The sequence below is a fragment of the Mesorhizobium sp. C395A genome, from assembly GCF_030323205.1.
GTDB lineage: Bacteria > Pseudomonadota > Alphaproteobacteria > Rhizobiales > Rhizobiaceae > Mesorhizobium.
Genome location: NZ_CP100473.1, coordinates 2026154 through 2042378, shown reverse-complemented (window position 1 = coordinate 2042378; position 16225 = coordinate 2026154). Strand labels below are relative to the sequence as shown.

Below are 16225 nucleotides of genomic sequence, written 5' to 3'. Positions count from 1 at the left end.
CAGCGGGGTTCGGTGTATTGTGAGCGCCTACGGGCTGGCCAGAACGTGCCTGTTGAGCCGTTGTCTAAGAGCACTCGGGCCGCTCTGCGATACAAATCAAAGTGAACGGAATTGGAATTTTTCAGGGAATAAATGAGGAAACTTCCACATTGTCGATCAACCTGGTTCTGCCAAGCCACGCCGCGGCAAGCAGGCGGCCATCGCCGTCACGCCGCCACGAGGTGAGCGTCACGCTCTCGCGCGCGGCGACATAGTCGACGCTGTCGAAGCCTGCCTCGAGAAGCGCGGCAGTGGCTTTACCGGTCACGCCGTTTTCATCGGCACCGGCCGCGAGCGCTGCCGCCGTCTGGCGCAAGATGACATTGAGCTGTCGCGCGACGTCGAGTTCGGCGGCGTCGAGATAGGCGTTGCGCGACGACATTGCGAGGCCGTGCGCATCGCGCACGGTAGGCGCGCCGACGATGTTCACCGGAAGGTCGAGATCGCGGCAGAGCTTTCGGACGACGCAAAGCTGCTGGTAGTCTTTTTCGCCGAAGATGGCGTAGTCGGGCAGGGCTTGCAGAAAGAGCTTGGCCACGACCGTGGCGACGCCCTCGAAGAAGGTCGGCCTGAAATCCGATTCCAGACCAGAAGACGGGCCGCCGACCGAAATCTTCGTCGCAAAGCCTGCCGGGTACATTTCGGAAACCGTAGGCGTGAAGGCAAGCTGTGCGCCGGCCTCGGTCAGCCGGTCGAGATCGCGGGCCAGCTGCCGCGGATACTTGTCGAGATCTTCAGTGGGGGCGAACTGGGCCGGGTTGACGAAGATCGAGACGACGCAGCGATCGGCCGTTGCGAGCGCGGCCCTGACCAGCGAGATATGGCCGTCATGCAAAGCGCCCATGGTCGGCACCATGGCAACGGTCAGGCCATGGCGCCGCCAGTCGCGGATCTGCGCGCGAAGGCCAAGCACGGTGTCGACGACGAGCGGCTGGCTGATGGGGGGCCGGTTCATGCCTTGTCCTTGTCGCTTGCGGCTGAAAAGACGTGGCCCGGCCCGGGGAAGGTGCGGCTGCGCACCTCCGCTGCGTAGCGGGCCGCGGCATCGGCGACCGCGCTGCGCAAATCGGCGTATTCCTTGACGAATTTCGGCACCCGGTCGACCGTCAGGCCGACCATGTCGTCGATGACCAGGATCTGGCCGTCGCAATCGCGGCTGGCGCCGATGCCAATGGTGGGAATGGCAATGCGCCGGGTAAGGTCGGCGGCAACGGTCTCGACCGTGCCCTCGATGACCAGCGAAAACGTGCCGGCTTTCTCGACCGCGTCGGCGTCGCGCATGAGCGCGGCCACATTCTCCGGCGTGCGGCCCTTGATCTTGTAGCCACCGTCCTTTTCCACCGATTGCGGCTGCAAGCCGATATGGCCCATCACTGGAATGCCGGCCGCGACGATTGCCGCGATCTGGAGGGCGACTTCGACGCCGCCTTCCAGCTTCACCGCCTGGCAGCCGGTTTCCTCAGAGATGCGGCGCGCCGAGGCAAGGGCTTGCGCGGCCGAAGTCTCGTAGCTGCCGGCCGGCATATCGACCACCACGCAGGCCTTTGATGAACCGCGCATCACGGCCTGGCCATGGGCGATCATCATCTCCAGCGAGGCGCCGAGCGTGGTCTTGTGGCCATGCAGCACCATGGCAACGCTGTCGCCGACCAGGAGAAGGTCGACATGATCGTCGAGCAGGCGGGCGACGGGATAGGTGTAAGCGGTAAGGCATACGACCGGCACGCCGCCCTTGCGGGCGCGTATTGTCTCCGCACTGATCCTGGCGACAGCTAAGGCCATTCCTCACCTCCCGCAGCCGGCGTTGACTACAGCGCCGCGCGTCCCGTGGACGCGCAAAGGACGCTGTAGCACTTGGGTTGCGCATGATCCTTTCCGAAAATCGATTTCGATTTTCGGGGTCATGCGGCAGCGCCGGGCGATGAGAGCTTTAGGAAGACGCAGCCGGCTTGGCAAGCGTCGGTTCGCAGGTGCGAAATGGATCGGCCAATGACCGAGCGTTTCGGCATGCCGTCAGTGCCGCAGGCGCCGCAAAACCCTTGCCTTCGCCAAGGCCTGACGCCATAAGCAGGGACAGCCACCGCCGCGCGCCCGCGAGGATCTGAATGAAAACTTTCCTTCTGCAGTTTTTCACCTGGTGGAACCGCCAGACGCTGGGAACCCGTTTCCACACCTGGCGCCACGGCAACAAGGTCGGCCAGGATGGGGCCGGCAACGTCTACTACGAAGGCGGCGTCGATTCGGAAGGCCGCACCCGCCGCTGGGTCATCTACGCCAATTATTCGGAGGCGTCGGCGATCCCTCCGGGCTGGCACGGCTGGATGCATCACCGCGTCGATGTGGCGCCGCCAAGCGATGACTATCGGCCGCGCGAATGGGAAAAGGCGCATGAGCCGAACCTCACGGGAACACCGGCGGCTTATCGCCCAAAGGGTTCCGTGCTCACCAATCAGCACCGTCCGCAGGTGACGGGCGACTACGATGCGTGGACGCCTGGTTCTTGACCGCCGGCCGGTCCTTTGTCGCCACAATTGGCGTTTAGCTGCTTGCTGATATGACAACGGCGAATAGCCTTGGGCGTGACAGAATCACCCGGGCCCAAACCACCGGTATCTCCGCATGAACATTTTCAGCCTGACATCGATGGCCGGACTGGCGGCAATTGCCGCTGTCGCCATGTTCCCGACAGCGTTTGCCGCGGCGCAGGCGCCTGCGGCAGCACCCGCAATCTCCGATCGCATCACCAATCCGGTCGCCGAATTTGCCGGCATCGACAAGATCACCGGCCGTATCATCACCTTCGATGTCTACATCGACGAAACCGTGCAGTTCGGCGCTTTGCAGGTGACGCCGCGCATCTGCTATTCGCGGCCGGAGAATGAAGAGCCGAAGACCGATTCCTTCGTCGAAGTCGACGAAATCACGCTCGACCGCAAGATCCGCCGCATCTTCACCGGCTGGATGTTCGCCGAGAGCCCCGGCCTAAACGCCGTCGAGCACGCCGTCTATGACGTCTGGCTAAAGGGCTGCAAGCAGAAGTCGGATGTGCCGCCGCCCGACGCGGCCAATGCCGAGACGCCCAAGGTCGACACGTCCAAGCCAAAGCCCGCCGCTGCTCCGGCCGCCGAACAGCCGGACCCCACGGAGCCTGACGCGACCAACACCAACTGATCCTCCGGAACCGTCATGGCCACCATGCGTTGGGCCATGGACGACCGCGCATTTGCGCGCTTGGAGGATATTCTGATGTCGGACAGCAAACGGATCACGGCCAGCAAAGACGACCTGCTCGAACTCGAAAAGGGGTTCTGGACGGGCGACGAAGCTTACTACGCCGCCAATGTCGACACAGAATGCCTGGTAGCATTTCCTGAGATGGCACAGGCAATGGACAATGCCGATCTGGCCAAGACCGCGACCAAGCCCAACCGCTGGCGCGACCTTCAGATCGACCTCAAGGGTATCATCGAGCCCGGCAGCGACATTATCATGCTGACCTATGAGGCTCATGCGACACGAGAAAACGGCGAGCCCTACGCCGCGTTGGTCAGCACCGGCTATGTTCATCGTGTCAACGGCTGGAAGATGATGTTCCATTCGCAGACGCCGATGGAAACCGCGAAGGGCTGACCCCTTTCACCGGTCGAGCCGGCTCGGCCGCTCGGTCTCCGGTCAGGGATAAAAAACGGCTTCGCCCTTCAGCGCGTCGGCCAACATCTTCTCGTATTTGACGCGCGGCACGTCGACCGCGCCGAAGCGTTTGAGATGCTCGGTGGTGAATTGCGTGTCGAGCAGGGCAAAGCCGCGCGCCTTCAGCCGCTCGACCAGATGATACAGGCAGGTCTTGGACGCGTCGGTTTCCCGGGCGAACATGCTTTCGCCGAAGAACACGCGACCGAGCGAGACGCCATAGAGGCCGCCGACCAGCCGTTCCTCGCGCCATGCCTCGACCGAATGGCAGTGCCCCAGACGGTGCAGCTCGATATAGGCTTCGCGGATCGGCGCGTTGATCCAGGTCGAGCGGCGCTCCTCGCGCTTTTCGGCGCAGCCGTCGATCGTCGCCTCGAAATCGAAATCGAAGCGGATGTCGAACGGGTGCTTGCGGATCGTCTTCTTCAAGCTCTTCGGCGTGTGGAAGCCATCGAGCGGTATGATGCCGCGCGTCTCCGGCCGCACCCAGAACACTTCCGGGTCGGAAGCGCTCTCGGCCATCGGGAAGACGCCCGAGGCATAGGCCTTGAGCAACAGGTCGGTCGGAATGCGATAGCCGGGAGCGTAAGGACGGGTCATCGCGGCATCATAGCGGCAAGTCGGGCGCTATTCCTCTTTGGCCAGATACTTTTCCAGCCAGTGGATGTCGTAGTCGCCATTGGCGATATCGGCATTGCCGACCAGGTCGCGGAACAGCGGCAGCGTCGTCTTGATGCCGTCGACGACGAACTCGTCGAGCGCCCGCCGTAGCCGCATCATGCATTCGACGCGGTTGCGGCCGTGCACGATCAGCTTGCCGATCAGGCTGTCATAATAGGGCGGGATCTTGTAGCCGGAATAGACACCGGAATCGACGCGGATGCCGAGACCGCCAGGCGTGTGGAAATGTGTAATCGTGCCTGGCGAAGGCGTGAAGGTGCGCGGGTCCTCGGCATTGATGCGGCATTCTATGGCGTGGCCGTTGAACTTGATGTCCTCCTGGCGCACCGAAAGCCCGCCGCCGGAGGCAACGCGGATCTGTTCGTGGACGAGATCGATGCCGGTGATCGCCTCCGTCACCGGATGCTCGACCTGCAGCCGCGTGTTCATCTCGATGAAGTAGAACTCGCCATTCTCGTACAGGAATTCGATGGTGCCTGCGCCGGAGTAGCCGAGGTCGGCGATGGCCTTGGCACAGATATTGCCGATGCGGGCGCGCTCCTCGGCGTTAAGGGCCGGCGAGGGCGCCTCTTCCCAGACTTTCTGGTGGCGGCGTTGCAGCGAACAGTCGCGCTCGCCGAAATGCACGCCGCGGCCGGCGCCGTCGCCGAATACCTGCACCTCGATGTGGCGCGGCTTTTCCAAGTATTTCTCGATGTAGACGGCATCGTCGCCGAAGGCGGCTCCCGCTTCCGTGCTCGCTGTCTGCAAGGCGATCTCAAGGTCAGCCTCGGTAAGGGCGACCTTCATACCGCGCCCGCCACCGCCTGCCGATGCCTTGATGATCACGGGATAGCCGATCTCGGCGGCAATGCGCCTGGCTTCCTTTTGATCGGTGACGGCGCCGTCGGAGCCCGGCACAACCGGAATGCCGAGCCGCTTTGCGGTGCGCTTGGCCTCGATCTTGTCGCCCATGATGCGGATGTGGTCGCCCGACGGGCCGATGAAGGTGATGTTGTGGGCGGCGAGAATGTCGGCGAACTTGGCGTTTTCCGACAGGAAGCCATAGCCCGGATGCACGGCATCGGCGCCTGTGATCTCGCAGGCTGCGACGATCTGGTGGATGTTGAGATAGCTGTCGCGCGACGGCGGCGGACCGATGCACACGCTTTCGTCGGCGAGCCTGACATGCATGGCGTCAGCGTCGGCGGTCGAATGCACGACCACGGTCTGGATGCCGAGTTCCTTGCAGGCGCGCAGCACCCGAAGCGCGATTTCGCCGCGGTTGGCGATGAGGATCTTCTGGAACATCCGGCCCGCTCTACTCGATCACGACGAGCGGCATGCCGTACTCGACCGGCTGGCCGTCCTCGAACAGGATCGCCGTCACCGTGCCGGCGCGCGGCGAAGGGATCTGGTTCATCGTCTTCATCGCTTCGATGATCAGCAGCGTCTGGCCTTCCTTGACCTTCTGGCCGACTTCGATGAAGGCCTTGGCGTCGGGCGAGGGCGCGAGATAAGCGGTGCCGACCATCGGCGAGGGGACCGCGTTCTTGGACGGATCGGCCACTGCTGGTGCGGCAGCCGCGCCCGCCGCGGGCTGCTGCGCTGCCGGAGCATAACCGGCCTGCGGTGCGGCGATGGCGTGGACGGCCGGCGCCTGGCGCGATACGCGCACCTTCAGGTCGCCGAGCTCGACTTCGATCTCGGTGAGATTGGTGTCGTTCAGTATGCCCGCCAGATCGCGGATCAGTTGCTGGTCAACACCGGTCTTCTTTATCGACATTTTCGAGCCTTCTGTTTGTGGGCCGGTCATAGGCGTGCCGCCAGCGCCTGCAGCGCCAGCGAGTAGCCAAGCGGCCCGAACCCGCAGATCATGCCGACAGCGACCGGCGCGACCATGGAGACGTGGCGGAATGGTTCCCGCGCGTGGATGTTGGAGAGGTGAACTTCGGCGACGGGCAGCGGCGCGACAGCGCGGATGGCGTCGTGAATGGCAATCGAGGTGTGGCTGTAGGCACCCGGATTGATGACGATGCCGGCTGCCTTGTCGCCGGCTTCCTGGATCCAGTCGACGAGGTCGCCCTCATGGTTCGACTGGCGAAAATCAATCTCGAGGCCAAGCGCGGCGCCCGCCTGCTTGCAGTCGTCGGCGATCGCGGCAAGCGTCTTGCCGCCATAGATGCCCGGCTCGCGCTTGCCGAGCGCGTTCAGGTTGGGGCCGTTCAGGACGAAAATCGTTTTCAAAAATGCCGACCTTTTCCGACGCCGGCCTCAAGCCGGCGCGCAGGGCCTTCTATAATGGGCATAGCCGCCCGCGGAAAGAGCACAAGTGCGATCTTTCACTGTCCACAACAGGCGGAAATGTGCCCGTGAGAAATAGGCTCGCGTGCAAGATCAGAGCGCGGCTTTCGCCGCCTCGATCTTTTCAGCCAGCACTTCCTGGCCGAGCGCCCCGAACACCACCTCATTGCCGACCACGTAGGAAGGCGTTCCGGTGATGGCCAGCTTGTTGGCGAGGTCGAAGGTCTTGGAGAAGGCCTCGGTGATGGTCGGGTCCTTCATCTTCTCGCGCAATTTCGCCTCATCGGCGCCTAGCGACAGCGCAACCTTGATGGCCGCCGCCTCGGTGGCGCGGCCCTGGCCGCCGAGCAGGGCGTTGTGGAACTCGCCGTATTTCTCCGGATGCATCAGGTGAAAAGCCATCGAGACGACGCTGGCCTTTTGCGAATCCGGCCCGAGGATCGGGAATTCCTTGAGCACGAAGCGCAGCTCCGGATCGGCCTTTGTCAGAGCCTGCATGTCGTCGATGGCGCGTTTGCAGAAGCCGCAATTGTAGTCGTAGAATTCGACGATGGTGACCTTGCCCTTCGGATTGCCGACGACGCCGTCGAAGGTCGAGTTGAAAATCTCGGACTTGGCCTTCTCGATGACGCCGAGGCTGGCTATGCGCTGCTCTTCCTTCTGCTTGGCCTCGAGCGCCTCCTGCACTTCGAGCAGCACTTCGGGGTTCTTCAGGAGATAGTCGCGGATAATGCCCTCGACCTCAGTGCGATCGATCTTGGTGTCGGCAGAGGCGGTCTGCACGGTCTGCGCCGTGCCGGCCTTGGCCACCTGCGGACTGCCGGCGACGAACCCGAAAGCGAGCATGGCAAGAGCAGCCGCCACTCCCGTCGTGCCGAGCAATATTGCCTTGTTCATCGTCTCATCCTCTTTACCGGTTCCGGTCTATCCTAGTCGCCGCGGGCGACCGGAAGGTTCATTTCTTGAGTTTGCCTGAAGGGTTGTAGTTTATGATGTCCTGCGCCCGAATCCAGCCGGGCTCGCCGCGCTTCAAGTCTTTTTGCGCGCGCATGGCGAAAATTTTCGCATTCGTGTAATCGCCGGAATAAAAGTGGCCCTCGGCGGTGGCGAGTTCCGCCGCCGGAATGTTGCCAAGCTCGCCATAGGCCTGGGCGAGATAGCGGTATCCGACCGTGTTTTCCTTGTCACGCCCGAGACCGTTGTTGATCTGCACCACCGCCTTCTTCAGCGAGTCGGGCGTGCCGATGGCCATCAGCGCCTGGCCGAGGGAAACGGGCAACAGGCCCGACCTCACCGGATCGAGGCTGACCGCCTTGGCATAGGCGTCCGCGGCGTCCTTGGGCTTGTTGGCCTTCATCAGTATGTCGCCGCGCATTTCCTGGAAGTAGGGGTTCTTCGGCTGTTCCTTGATCAGTGCATTGGCCTTGGTCAGCGCCGCACCCAGATTGCCGTAGAGATAGGCCATCTGCGCTTCGCCATAGCGCGAGGCGAGGCTGCCCGGGGCTTTCCGGATCAGCCGCGTGGCGGCGGCCTGGCCGCCCATATAGGCGGCGATCTTGATGCGCATCATGTCGTGCCGCTGCTGCAGTGCCGGCGGATCGACCTTGTCGACGTTAGGGCTCTGCTTGACCAGCACTTCGAGATTGGCGATGCGCTCCTGCGGCATCGGGTGGCTGATGCGGTAGGGATCGACCTGCGTGCCGGAAAGCGACAGCGCGCTCTGGAAGCGGGCGAAGGTCTTCAGCATGCCCATGCCGGACTGGCCGGTGGCATTGAGATAGGTGATGGCAGAGCGGTCGGCGGTCGACTCTTCGGTGCGCTGGTAGGCAAGAATGCTGCGCTGCGCCATCTCGCCGCCGCCCGCGGCGACACCCATGCCGGCGCCGGCAAGGCCGCGGCTGTTGGTGGTGGCGCCGGCAACGATGGCGCCGGCGCCAAGCAGCGTGGCGATGATGGCCATGGTCTTGGCGCGCTCGAGCTGGTCGCGCAATTTCTGCTGATGGCCGCCTGCGATGTGGCCGGCCTCATGGGCGATGACGCCGATGATCTCGTTGGGCGTTTCGGCCTGCATCAGCGCGCCGGTGTTGATGAACAGCCGGCGCCCGGTAACGAAGGCGTTGAAGCTCTGATCGTTGACCAGAACGATATCGACACCGTCATTGGCAAGACCGGCCGCCTTGAAGATCGGCCGCGCATAGTCGCGCACCAGCGCCTCGATCTCGGCATCGCGCACGACCGGCACCGCCTGGGCGAAGGCCGTCACCGAGCCGGTGACAGCGACGGCGGCGGCAAGCAAAAGCGTCGCGAAGCCGCGCGCTGTCTTCCCGATGGAAGATTTGGACATCGTTGATTTGGGTCGGCTCAGCATGAGGTCCACTGGTAAACGAGCGCGCGAACGATGAAAAGTCACGGCACCGAAACTAGGCGAACTTGTGATCCTCACATCAATCGGGCATTTGTGCGGCGCTGCCGCCGGTTGATGGCTTTGAGCGGCGGGCCGGACGGAAAGATTGAGGTCAAATGGTAGTTTCGCTGTCGCGCCGCGGTGAAGTCGAGCCGTTTCACGCCATGGACATTCTGGCCGAAGCCAACCGGCTGAAGGCGACGGGCGTGCCTGTCGTCTCCATGGCCGTCGGCCAGCCATCCGATCCGGCGCCCGTGGGCGTGAGGGAAGCAGCCGCAAATGCGCTGAGGATCGGACGCATCGGCTATACCGACACACTCGGTCTGGCGGATCTGCGCAAGGCGATCGCCACGCATTATGGCGACCATTACGGGATCGATGTCGCGCCGAACCGGATCGCCGTGACCACGGGATCGTCGGCCGCCTTCAATCTGGCATTCCTGGCGATGTTCGATCCCGGCGACCGCGTCGCCATCGCAGCACCCGGCTATCCGGCCTACCGCAACATCATGGCCGCGCTCGGTATCCAGATCGTCGAGATCGAGCTCGGCAGCGACGCCTATCTTCATGCCGAACATTTGAAATCGGCGCACCGGGAAAAACCGCTGAAGGGTGTGTTGTTCGCCAGCCCGGCCAATCCGACAGGTGCGGTCATTCCCGTCGACGAGTTGTCGGCACTGGTGCGGACAGCCGAAGAACTCGGCATCGCGGTGATTTCGGACGAAATTTATCACCGGCTGGCCTATGCCGCGCCCGACACCACGGCGCTGGCCCATGGCTCAGGCGTGACGGTGATCAATTCCTTCTCGAAATATTATTGCATGACCGGATGGCGCATCGGCTGGATGGTGCTGCCGGAAGCTCTGGTGAGGCCGATCGAACGCATCGCCCAGAGCCTCTACATCTCGCCGCCGGAACTGTCGCAGATCGCGGCGATCGAAGCCTTCAAGGCGGCGGAAGAGCTGGAAGCAGTGAAGGCGCGCTATGCCTGGAACCGCGAGCTGTTGATGCGGCGCCTTCCGGAACTCGGATTTCCCTTGGCGGCGCCGATGGACGGTGCCTTCTACGCTTTCTGCGATGTCACCCGGCATACCAATGACAGCATGGCCTTTGCGCGCAAAATGCTGGCCGAAGCGCATGTGGCGGCGACGCCCGGTCGCGATTTCGATCCGCTGGCAGGACACCGCACGATGCGCTTTTCCTATGCCGGCAGCCATGACGACATGGTCGATGCGATGGCGCGCATCGAGCGCTGGCTGAAATAGCGGGGACGAGCATGCCGGATCTTGAACAAACGCTGGCCGACATCGCCGCCGAGATGGCCGAGCGCTCCGATCGCGGCGAGGTCGCCACCTACATTCCGCAGCTCGGCAAGGTCGATCCGAAGAAATTCGGCATTGCCGCCGTGACCAATGACGGCCGCGTGCTGGTCGCCGGCGACGCCGACCAGGCGTTTTCGATCCAGTCCATCTCCAAGGTGTTTACGCTCACGTTGGCGCTCGGCAATGTCGGCGACGCGCTGTGGCAGCGTGTCGGACGCGAGCCGTCGGGCAATCCGTTCAACTCGATCGTGCAGCTCGAGCATGAGAACGGCATTCCGCGCAATCCGTTCATCAATGCCGGCGCCATCGTCGTCTCCGACATACTGCTTGCCGGCCACCAGCCGCGCGAGGCGATCGGCGAAATCCTGCGCTTCATCCAGTTCCTTGCCGATGACGAAGCGATCATCATCGACCGCGAGGTCGCGGCTTCCGAACGCGCCACCGGCTATCGCAACTTCGCGCTTGCCAACTACATGAAATCCTTCGGCAATCTCCACCATGCACCGGAGCTGGCGCTGGGCGTGTACTTCCACCATTGCGCCATCGCCATGAGCTGCCGGCAATTGGCGCTGGCCGGCCGCTTCCTCGCCAATGGCGGCAGAAACCCGGCAACCGGGCACTCCGTGGTGTCTGCCGAGCGGGCGCGGCGCATCGGCGCCATGATGCTGACCTGCGGCCACTATGACGGTTCCGGCGATTTCGCCTTCCGTGTCGGCATTCCCGGCAAAAGCGGCGTCGGCGGCGGCATATTGGGGATCGTGCCGGGTGTGGCTTCACTCGCCGTATGGTCGCCGGGCTTGAACGCCAACGGCAATTCCAAGCTGGGGTCGATCGCCTTGGAAAAACTGGCCAGGATGATGAACTGGTCGATTTTCGCCCCCTGATGCTTTCCGCCATTCGCGCATGAAAAAATCCCGCGCCGTGGTTTGAACGGCGCGGGATTTTTGTCAGGAACCTATCTTAATCGGCTGAATAGCTTAGAAAAAGCCCTTCCGCTGCCACCAGCCGGCGCGCTTCGGCTTTTCCTCGGCCTTTGCCTCGTCGGCAACGCTGGAGGAAACCACCGGCACCGCGGAGGTATCCGCGGCCACGGCTTTGCGCCGTGACGGGCGAGCCTTGGCGGGCTCGTCGTCGACGGTCGTTTCCGTGGCGGCATCGGCCGCAGCGGGGGCGGCTGCTTCGACGGCAGCTTCCGGTGCAGCCTCGGCCGCCGTCTCATCGGCGACTTCCACCACAGCCTTCTTTGCCCTTGAAGCGCGCTTCTTCTTCGGCTTTTCGGCTGGAGCGTCGTCGTTCGCCGCGGCGGGAGCCGCTGCTTCTTCAACCGCTACGGCTGCTACGGGCTCGCTTGCGGCCGTTCCGACTTCAGCGGCCTCGGCCACCGAGGCGGTTTCGCCGGCTTCGGTCTCCGTGCCGTCTTCGCGACGATTGCGCTTGCCGCCGCGCTTGCCGCGACGGCGCTTCTTGCCCTGGGCGTCATCTGATGCTTCCACCGTTTCGACGGCGCCAACCTGGGCTTCGTCTTGCTGTGTTGCATCGTCACCGCCTGGTTCAGCGGCAAAGTCGTCGCTTGCCGCCGAAACCGAAGCACCTTCGGCGCCATGCTCGCGATCGCCATGTTCGCGTTCGCGATCCTTGCCGCCGCGCCGCCTGCGGCGCTTGCGACGCTTGCGATCGCGGCCTTCGCCGTCCTCAGCCGATCTCGGCTGCTGCTGCTGCGACTGCGGCTGCGCCTGGCGCGGCTGCTCGGCCTGTACCACAACCTCGTCGTCTTCCTCCTCGATGACGATCTCGTCCTCGGGCTCTTCCGGCTCGACATAGGCCGGGAAGGTTCGCGCTTCGACAAAGCCTTCCGGCTTTTCGGCAATGGCGCCGCGGAAGATCGCGTAGTGCTGCACACCCACCGTATCATCGGCCTCGACGGTGATGGTCAGGCCAAAGCGGCTTTCGAGTTCCACCAGCGTGCCGCGCTTGTGGTTGAGCACATAGAGAGCGGTCGCCGCCGGGGTCCGCACCGTGATGTGGCTGCGCGAATCCTTGAGCAGGAATTCCTCGATCGCCCTCACCACCATCAGCGCCACCGACGAATCGGAGCGCACATGGCCGGTGCCGCCGCAATGCGGGCAGGGCTTCATGGTCGATTCCAGCACGCTGGCGCGGATGCGCTGGCGCGACATCTCCATCAGGCCGAAATGCGAGATGCGGCCGACCTGGATGCGAGCTCGGTCGTTCTTGAGGTGATCCTTCAGCCGCTTCTCGACGGAGCGGTTGTTGCGGTTCTCCTCCATGTCGATGAAGTCGATGACGATCAGGCCGGCGAGATCGCGCAGCCTCAATTGCCTGGCGACTTCTTCCGCCGCTTCAAGGTTGGTGTGGAGAGCGGTGTCCTCGATCGAGTGCTCCTTGGTGGAGCGGCCCGAATTGACGTCGATGGCGACCAGCGCCTCGGTCTGGTTGATGATGATGTAGCCGCCGCTCTTCAGCGTCACCTGCGGCTGCAGCATGCGGTCGAGCTGCGCCTCGATGCCGTTGCGCACGAAGATCGGCGTCGTGTCGCGGAACGGCTGAACCACCTTGGCGTGGCTCGGCATCAGCATGCGCATGAAATCCTTGGCCTCGCGGTAGCCTTCCTCGCCGGAGACAAGAATCTCGTCAATATCCTTGTTGTAGAGGTCGCGCACCGAGCGCTTGATCAGGCTGCCTTCCTCATAGACGAGGGCAGGGGCGGTGGATTGCAGCGTCAGATTGCGGACGTTTTCCCAAAGCCGCATCAGATATTCGTAGTCGCGCTTGATTTCCGCCTTGGTGCGGCTTTCGCCGGCGGTGCGCAGGATGACGCCCATGCCCTGCGGCACTTCGAGATCGGCAACGACCTCCTTGAGGCGCTTGCGGTCGACCGCACTGGTGATCTTGCGCGAAATGCCGCCGCCGCGTGCGGTGTTGGGCATCAGCACGGAATAGCGGCCGGCAAGCGACAGATAGGTGGTGAGCGCCGCGCCCTTGTTGCCGCGCTCTTCCTTGACCACCTGCACCAGCAGAATCTGCCGGCGCTTGATGACTTCCTGAATCTTGTACTGGCGGCGCACCGGCTTGCGGCGGCTGCGCACCTCTTCCAGCGCATCCTCGGCGCCTACGGATTCGATCTCGTGGTCGTCCGGATGCGAGGACTGCACCTCTTCCAGCATGCCGCGGTCATTGTCCTCGGAGGTGGCTTCGCCACTTGCCTCGCTGGACGACCTTTCGTCACCCGGCTCCGCCGCAGGGACAGCTTCGGAGATCACATCCGCTTCGACGCTTGCCGCGATCGATGTCGGGCCGCCTTCCGACGGTTCGGTCGCGGATGTCTCGGCGTCGGAGGCTTCGCTGTCGCCATGCCCGGCATGATCGTCATGCCCGGCGGTATTGGCCGCGGCATGCTCGGAAGCAGGCGCTTCGGAGACGGCATCGCTGCCGGCATCGCCATGTTCGCCGTTTTCATCATCGGCGCCGGCGTCGCGCTTGTGTTCGCCTCGCTCACGACCCTTGCCGCCGCGCCGGCGGCCGCGCCGGCCGCGATCGCGGCTCTGGCGGTCGTCGCCGTCATTGTCCTCGTTCTCCTCGTCCTCGGCTTCCTGCGCTTCAGCGCGCAGCAAAGCCTGACGATCGGCGACCGGGATCTGGTAATAGTCGGGGTGAATTTCACTGAAGGCGAGGAAACCGTGACGGTTGCCGCCATATTCGACAAAGGCTGCCTGAAGGGAAGGTTCGACGCGCGTTACGCGGGCGAGATAGATGTTTCCTTTGAGCTGCTTCTTGTCCTGAGATTCAAAGTCGAATTCTTCAATACGGTTACCGCGGATAACGACAACGCGTGTTTCCTCCGGGTGGGAGGCGTCTATCAGCATTTTGTTGGGCATTATTTCGTTTCCTCCCGGCAGCCGTCAGCCGCAGCTTGCGAGGCAAAGCCCGCTGCTGCGTGTCTGGGATGTGGGTGCCGGATGTCTGAATGTCCGCCGGACGCCGCTTGAGCGCCATGGCGGTGCCGCCCGCAGCCACAATGGCGCGGTTTGATGCGGACCTTTCCATGATTGCGCTTGAAGCCATCGTCACCAGCAGAACCTTTTGAACCAAAGCCCGGACGAACCGGACCAGCTTGTTTGCTCATACAGAGCCGGCACGGGAACAACCCCGGCCGTTTTCCTCACGCAGGCGATTCCCCCGCCACGGGCGCACACCTGCGAAATTCGTCGCGATCACCTGAAGCCTTTTCGCTGGAGCGAAAGGAGCCGCCTTTCATCTGACCTGTAGCAGGAAGCTGCGGGAGAAGCGGTTCCAGGATTGCAGTGATCCACCATCGCTTTTATGATTTGACGGGGTGGAAGGCAACCCCGATTTCGGATGCCGGCAAAAAGCAGTGCCGTAACGGAAGCACAGGCCTTAATCCTCAATGAAAAGGCTTGGTTAACCTTCTCTGGATACCAATCGTTAATCGAGTCTGCGGCCTGACCGGCATTTCGACCAACCACGCGGGCGCAAGCGCCAAACCGGGAGCGACTGCAAAGAAATGGGACTGGCGGGCATCACAGACAAGGGCCATGGCTGTGCAGGCCGTTTCCTGCGCGCTGCCGGTGTGCTGTTGCTGCTGGCGCTTTGCCTTGCTTTTGCGCCGGTTTCACGCGCCGCCGATGCGCCACTCGGCGCCACCGCCTACAAGATGGCCGGCGACGCAACCAAGATGCGCATCGTCATCGATTTCGACCGCGAGCCCGACATCAAATGGTTCCTGCTGCGCGGCCCCAACCGGCTGGTCGTGGACCTGCCGCGCACCCGATTCGCCATTGGCGCGAAGGACGCCAAGGCCCGCGGCCTGGTCAAAGCGGTGCGTTATGGCGATCAGGGCGAGGGATCGCGGCTGATCCTGACCGGCAAGGGGCCGTTCTCGGTCGACAAGCTCGAGGTGCTCAAGAACGAGGACGGCGCAGGCTATCGCATCGCCATCGACATGTCGGCAGCCTCCGACCGCGAGTTCGACGAAGCCCTTGCCAACCAGGCGCTGACCACTGGCTCGACCGTCTCCACCGACAAGGGCTCGAGGGTCGGCACCGGGCCGATCTCCAATCCCGGCCATCGCTTCACCATCGTCATCGATCCCGGCCATGGCGGCATCGACGGCGGCGCCGAAGGCCTCAACGGCACCATCGAGAAGAACGTGACGCTGGCCTTCGCCACCGAACTGCGCGACAAGCTCGCCGCCGTCGGCAACTACGACGTGTTCATGACGCGCGATACCGACGAGTTCCTGCGGCTCGATGACCGCGTGCGCATCGCCCGGCAGCACGAGGCCGACCTTTTGATCTCGATCCATGCCGACACGATCAGCGTCAAGGGTATCAGAGGCGCCACCGTCTATACCGTCTCCGACAAGGCATCCGACCCGGAAGCGCAGGCGCTTGCCGACCGCGAAAACCTCTCCGACCAGTTCGCCGGCATGGTGATCAAGGACGACAACAAGGAAGTCACCGACATACTGATCGACCTGATCCGCCGCGAGACGCATAATTTCTCGATGAGCTTTGCCCACACTCTGGTCGGCCAGTTGTCCACCAGCGTCGGCCTGATCAACAACCCGCAGCGCTCGGCCGGCTTCAAAGTGCTGAAAGCGCCCGATGTGCCGTCGGTGCTGGTCGAACTCGGCTATCTCTCCAACGCCAAGGATGAGGCGCAACTGCTCGACGCCGACTGGCGCGGCAAGGCGGCGCAGAGCATCACCAACGCCGTCGCCCTGTTTGCCTCCGCCAAGATGGGAACGGGAACCGGAGGCTGAGAT

15 protein-coding genes are annotated in these 16225 nt (G+C 63.3%); 6 read left to right on the top strand and 9 right to left on the bottom strand.

Features of this window, described 5'->3' with window-relative positions:
• Positions 1–121: 121 nt before the first annotated feature.
• Positions 122–979: a pantoate--beta-alanine ligase gene (gene panC, locus NLY37_RS10160; RefSeq protein ID WP_023741416.1), complete on the bottom strand. Its 858-nt coding sequence runs from the start codon at positions 977–979 to the stop codon at positions 122–124.
• Between the two features lie 11 nt (positions 980–990).
• Entirely contained in the window at positions 991–1821 is an 831-nt protein-coding gene (panB, locus tag NLY37_RS10155; RefSeq protein WP_023741415.1) for a 3-methyl-2-oxobutanoate hydroxymethyltransferase, read from the bottom strand.
• 323 nt (positions 1822–2144) lie between these two features.
• Here panB and NLY37_RS10150 point away from each other — a divergent pair, with 323 nt between their 5' ends.
• The 3 genes from NLY37_RS10150 (at position 2145) to NLY37_RS10140 (ending at position 3669) form a co-directional block, all read left to right on the top strand.
• On the top strand, positions 2145–2543 hold the full coding sequence (locus NLY37_RS10150) for an NADH:ubiquinone oxidoreductase subunit NDUFA12 (RefSeq protein ID WP_023667491.1): 399 nt from the start codon (positions 2145–2147) through the stop codon (positions 2541–2543).
• A 115-nt stretch (positions 2544–2658) separates the two neighbouring features.
• A complete protein-coding gene (locus NLY37_RS10145; RefSeq protein ID WP_023741414.1) occupies positions 2659–3210 on the top strand; it encodes a DUF2155 domain-containing protein in 552 nt (183 codons plus the stop codon).
• 75 nt (positions 3211–3285) lie between these two features.
• The gene (locus NLY37_RS10140) at positions 3286–3669 is read left to right on the top strand and encodes a hypothetical protein (protein ID WP_023667489.1); all 384 of its coding nucleotides are present in this window, start codon (positions 3286–3288) and stop codon (positions 3667–3669) included.
• 42 nt (positions 3670–3711) lie between these two features.
• Here NLY37_RS10140 and aat read toward each other — a convergent pair whose 3' ends face one another.
• The 6 genes from aat to NLY37_RS10110 form a co-directional block, all read right to left on the bottom strand.
• Positions 3712–4329, bottom strand: a complete 618-nt coding sequence (gene aat / locus NLY37_RS10135; protein WP_023688381.1) for a leucyl/phenylalanyl-tRNA--protein transferase — start codon at positions 4327–4329, stop codon at positions 3712–3714.
• A 27-nt stretch (positions 4330–4356) separates the two neighbouring features.
• Entirely contained in the window at positions 4357–5700 is a 1344-nt protein-coding gene (gene accC, locus NLY37_RS10130; protein WP_023681497.1) for an acetyl-CoA carboxylase biotin carboxylase subunit, read from the bottom strand.
• 10 nt (positions 5701–5710) lie between these two features.
• Positions 5711–6175 carry an acetyl-CoA carboxylase biotin carboxyl carrier protein gene (accB, locus tag NLY37_RS10125; RefSeq protein WP_023681496.1) on the bottom strand — a complete coding sequence of 155 codons (465 nt, stop codon included), beginning with the start codon at positions 6173–6175 and terminating at the stop codon, positions 5711–5713.
• Between the two features lie 26 nt (positions 6176–6201).
• Positions 6202–6636: a type II 3-dehydroquinate dehydratase gene (gene aroQ / locus NLY37_RS10120; protein WP_023667485.1), complete on the bottom strand. Its 435-nt coding sequence runs from the start codon at positions 6634–6636 to the stop codon at positions 6202–6204.
• A 150-nt stretch (positions 6637–6786) separates the two neighbouring features.
• On the bottom strand, positions 6787–7590 hold the full coding sequence (locus NLY37_RS10115; protein ID WP_023667484.1) for a DsbA family protein: 804 nt from the start codon (positions 7588–7590) through the stop codon (positions 6787–6789).
• 58 nt (positions 7591–7648) lie between these two features.
• Entirely contained in the window at positions 7649–9061 is a 1413-nt protein-coding gene (locus NLY37_RS10110; protein WP_023691221.1) for a M48 family metalloprotease, read from the bottom strand.
• 152 nt (positions 9062–9213) lie between these two features.
• Between NLY37_RS10110 and NLY37_RS10105 the strand changes: the two genes are divergently transcribed.
• Positions 9214–10362: a pyridoxal phosphate-dependent aminotransferase gene (locus NLY37_RS10105; protein ID WP_023715790.1), complete on the top strand. Its 1149-nt coding sequence runs from the start codon at positions 9214–9216 to the stop codon at positions 10360–10362.
• A gap of 11 nt (positions 10363–10373) precedes the next feature.
• Complete coding sequence (locus tag NLY37_RS10100; protein WP_023715789.1) at positions 10374–11303, top strand: glutaminase; 930 nt, start codon at positions 10374–10376, stop codon at positions 11301–11303.
• Positions 11304–11396: 93 nt separating this feature from the next.
• On the opposite strand, the gene NLY37_RS10095 is transcribed toward NLY37_RS10100, so the two are convergent.
• The gene (locus NLY37_RS10095) at positions 11397–14315 is read right to left on the bottom strand and encodes a ribonuclease E/G (RefSeq protein WP_023715788.1); all 2919 of its coding nucleotides are present in this window, start codon (positions 14313–14315) and stop codon (positions 11397–11399) included.
• 647 nt (positions 14316–14962) lie between these two features.
• Here NLY37_RS10095 and NLY37_RS10090 point away from each other — a divergent pair.
• Complete coding sequence (locus NLY37_RS10090) at positions 14963–16222, top strand: N-acetylmuramoyl-L-alanine amidase (RefSeq protein WP_023741413.1); 1260 nt, start codon at positions 14963–14965, stop codon at positions 16220–16222.
• Positions 16223–16225: the final 3 nt, after the last annotated feature.

Excerpts from the sequence above, each read along its gene's own strand:
- panB (WP_023741415.1), bottom strand. The coding sequence starts at position 1,821 with ATGGCCTTAGCTGTCGCCAGGATCAGTGCGGAGACAATACGCGCCCGC.
- NLY37_RS10150 (WP_023667491.1), top strand. The coding sequence starts at position 2,145 with ATGAAAACTTTCCTTCTGCAGTTTTTCACCTGGTGGAACCGCCAGACG.
- NLY37_RS10145 (WP_023741414.1), top strand. The coding sequence starts at position 2,659 with ATGAACATTTTCAGCCTGACATCGATGGCCGGACTGGCGGCAATTGCC.
- NLY37_RS10140 (WP_023667489.1), top strand. The coding sequence starts at position 3,286 with ATGTCGGACAGCAAACGGATCACGGCCAGCAAAGACGACCTGCTCGAA.
- aat (WP_023688381.1), bottom strand. The coding sequence starts at position 4,329 with ATGACCCGTCCTTACGCTCCCGGCTATCGCATTCCGACCGACCTGTTG.
- accC (WP_023681497.1), bottom strand. The coding sequence starts at position 5,700 with ATGTTCCAGAAGATCCTCATCGCCAACCGCGGCGAAATCGCGCTTCGG.
- accB (WP_023681496.1), bottom strand. The coding sequence starts at position 6,175 with ATGTCGATAAAGAAGACCGGTGTTGACCAGCAACTGATCCGCGATCTG.
- NLY37_RS10115 (WP_023667484.1), bottom strand. The coding sequence starts at position 7,590 with ATGAACAAGGCAATATTGCTCGGCACGACGGGAGTGGCGGCTGCTCTT.
- NLY37_RS10110 (WP_023691221.1), bottom strand. The coding sequence starts at position 9,061 with ATGCTGAGCCGACCCAAATCAACGATGTCCAAATCTTCCATCGGGAAG.
- NLY37_RS10105 (WP_023715790.1), top strand. The coding sequence starts at position 9,214 with ATGGTAGTTTCGCTGTCGCGCCGCGGTGAAGTCGAGCCGTTTCACGCC.
- NLY37_RS10100 (WP_023715789.1), top strand. The coding sequence starts at position 10,374 with ATGCCGGATCTTGAACAAACGCTGGCCGACATCGCCGCCGAGATGGCC.
- NLY37_RS10095 (WP_023715788.1), bottom strand. The coding sequence starts at position 14,315 with ATGCCCAACAAAATGCTGATAGACGCCTCCCACCCGGAGGAAACACGC.
- NLY37_RS10090 (WP_023741413.1), top strand. The coding sequence starts at position 14,963 with ATGGGACTGGCGGGCATCACAGACAAGGGCCATGGCTGTGCAGGCCGT.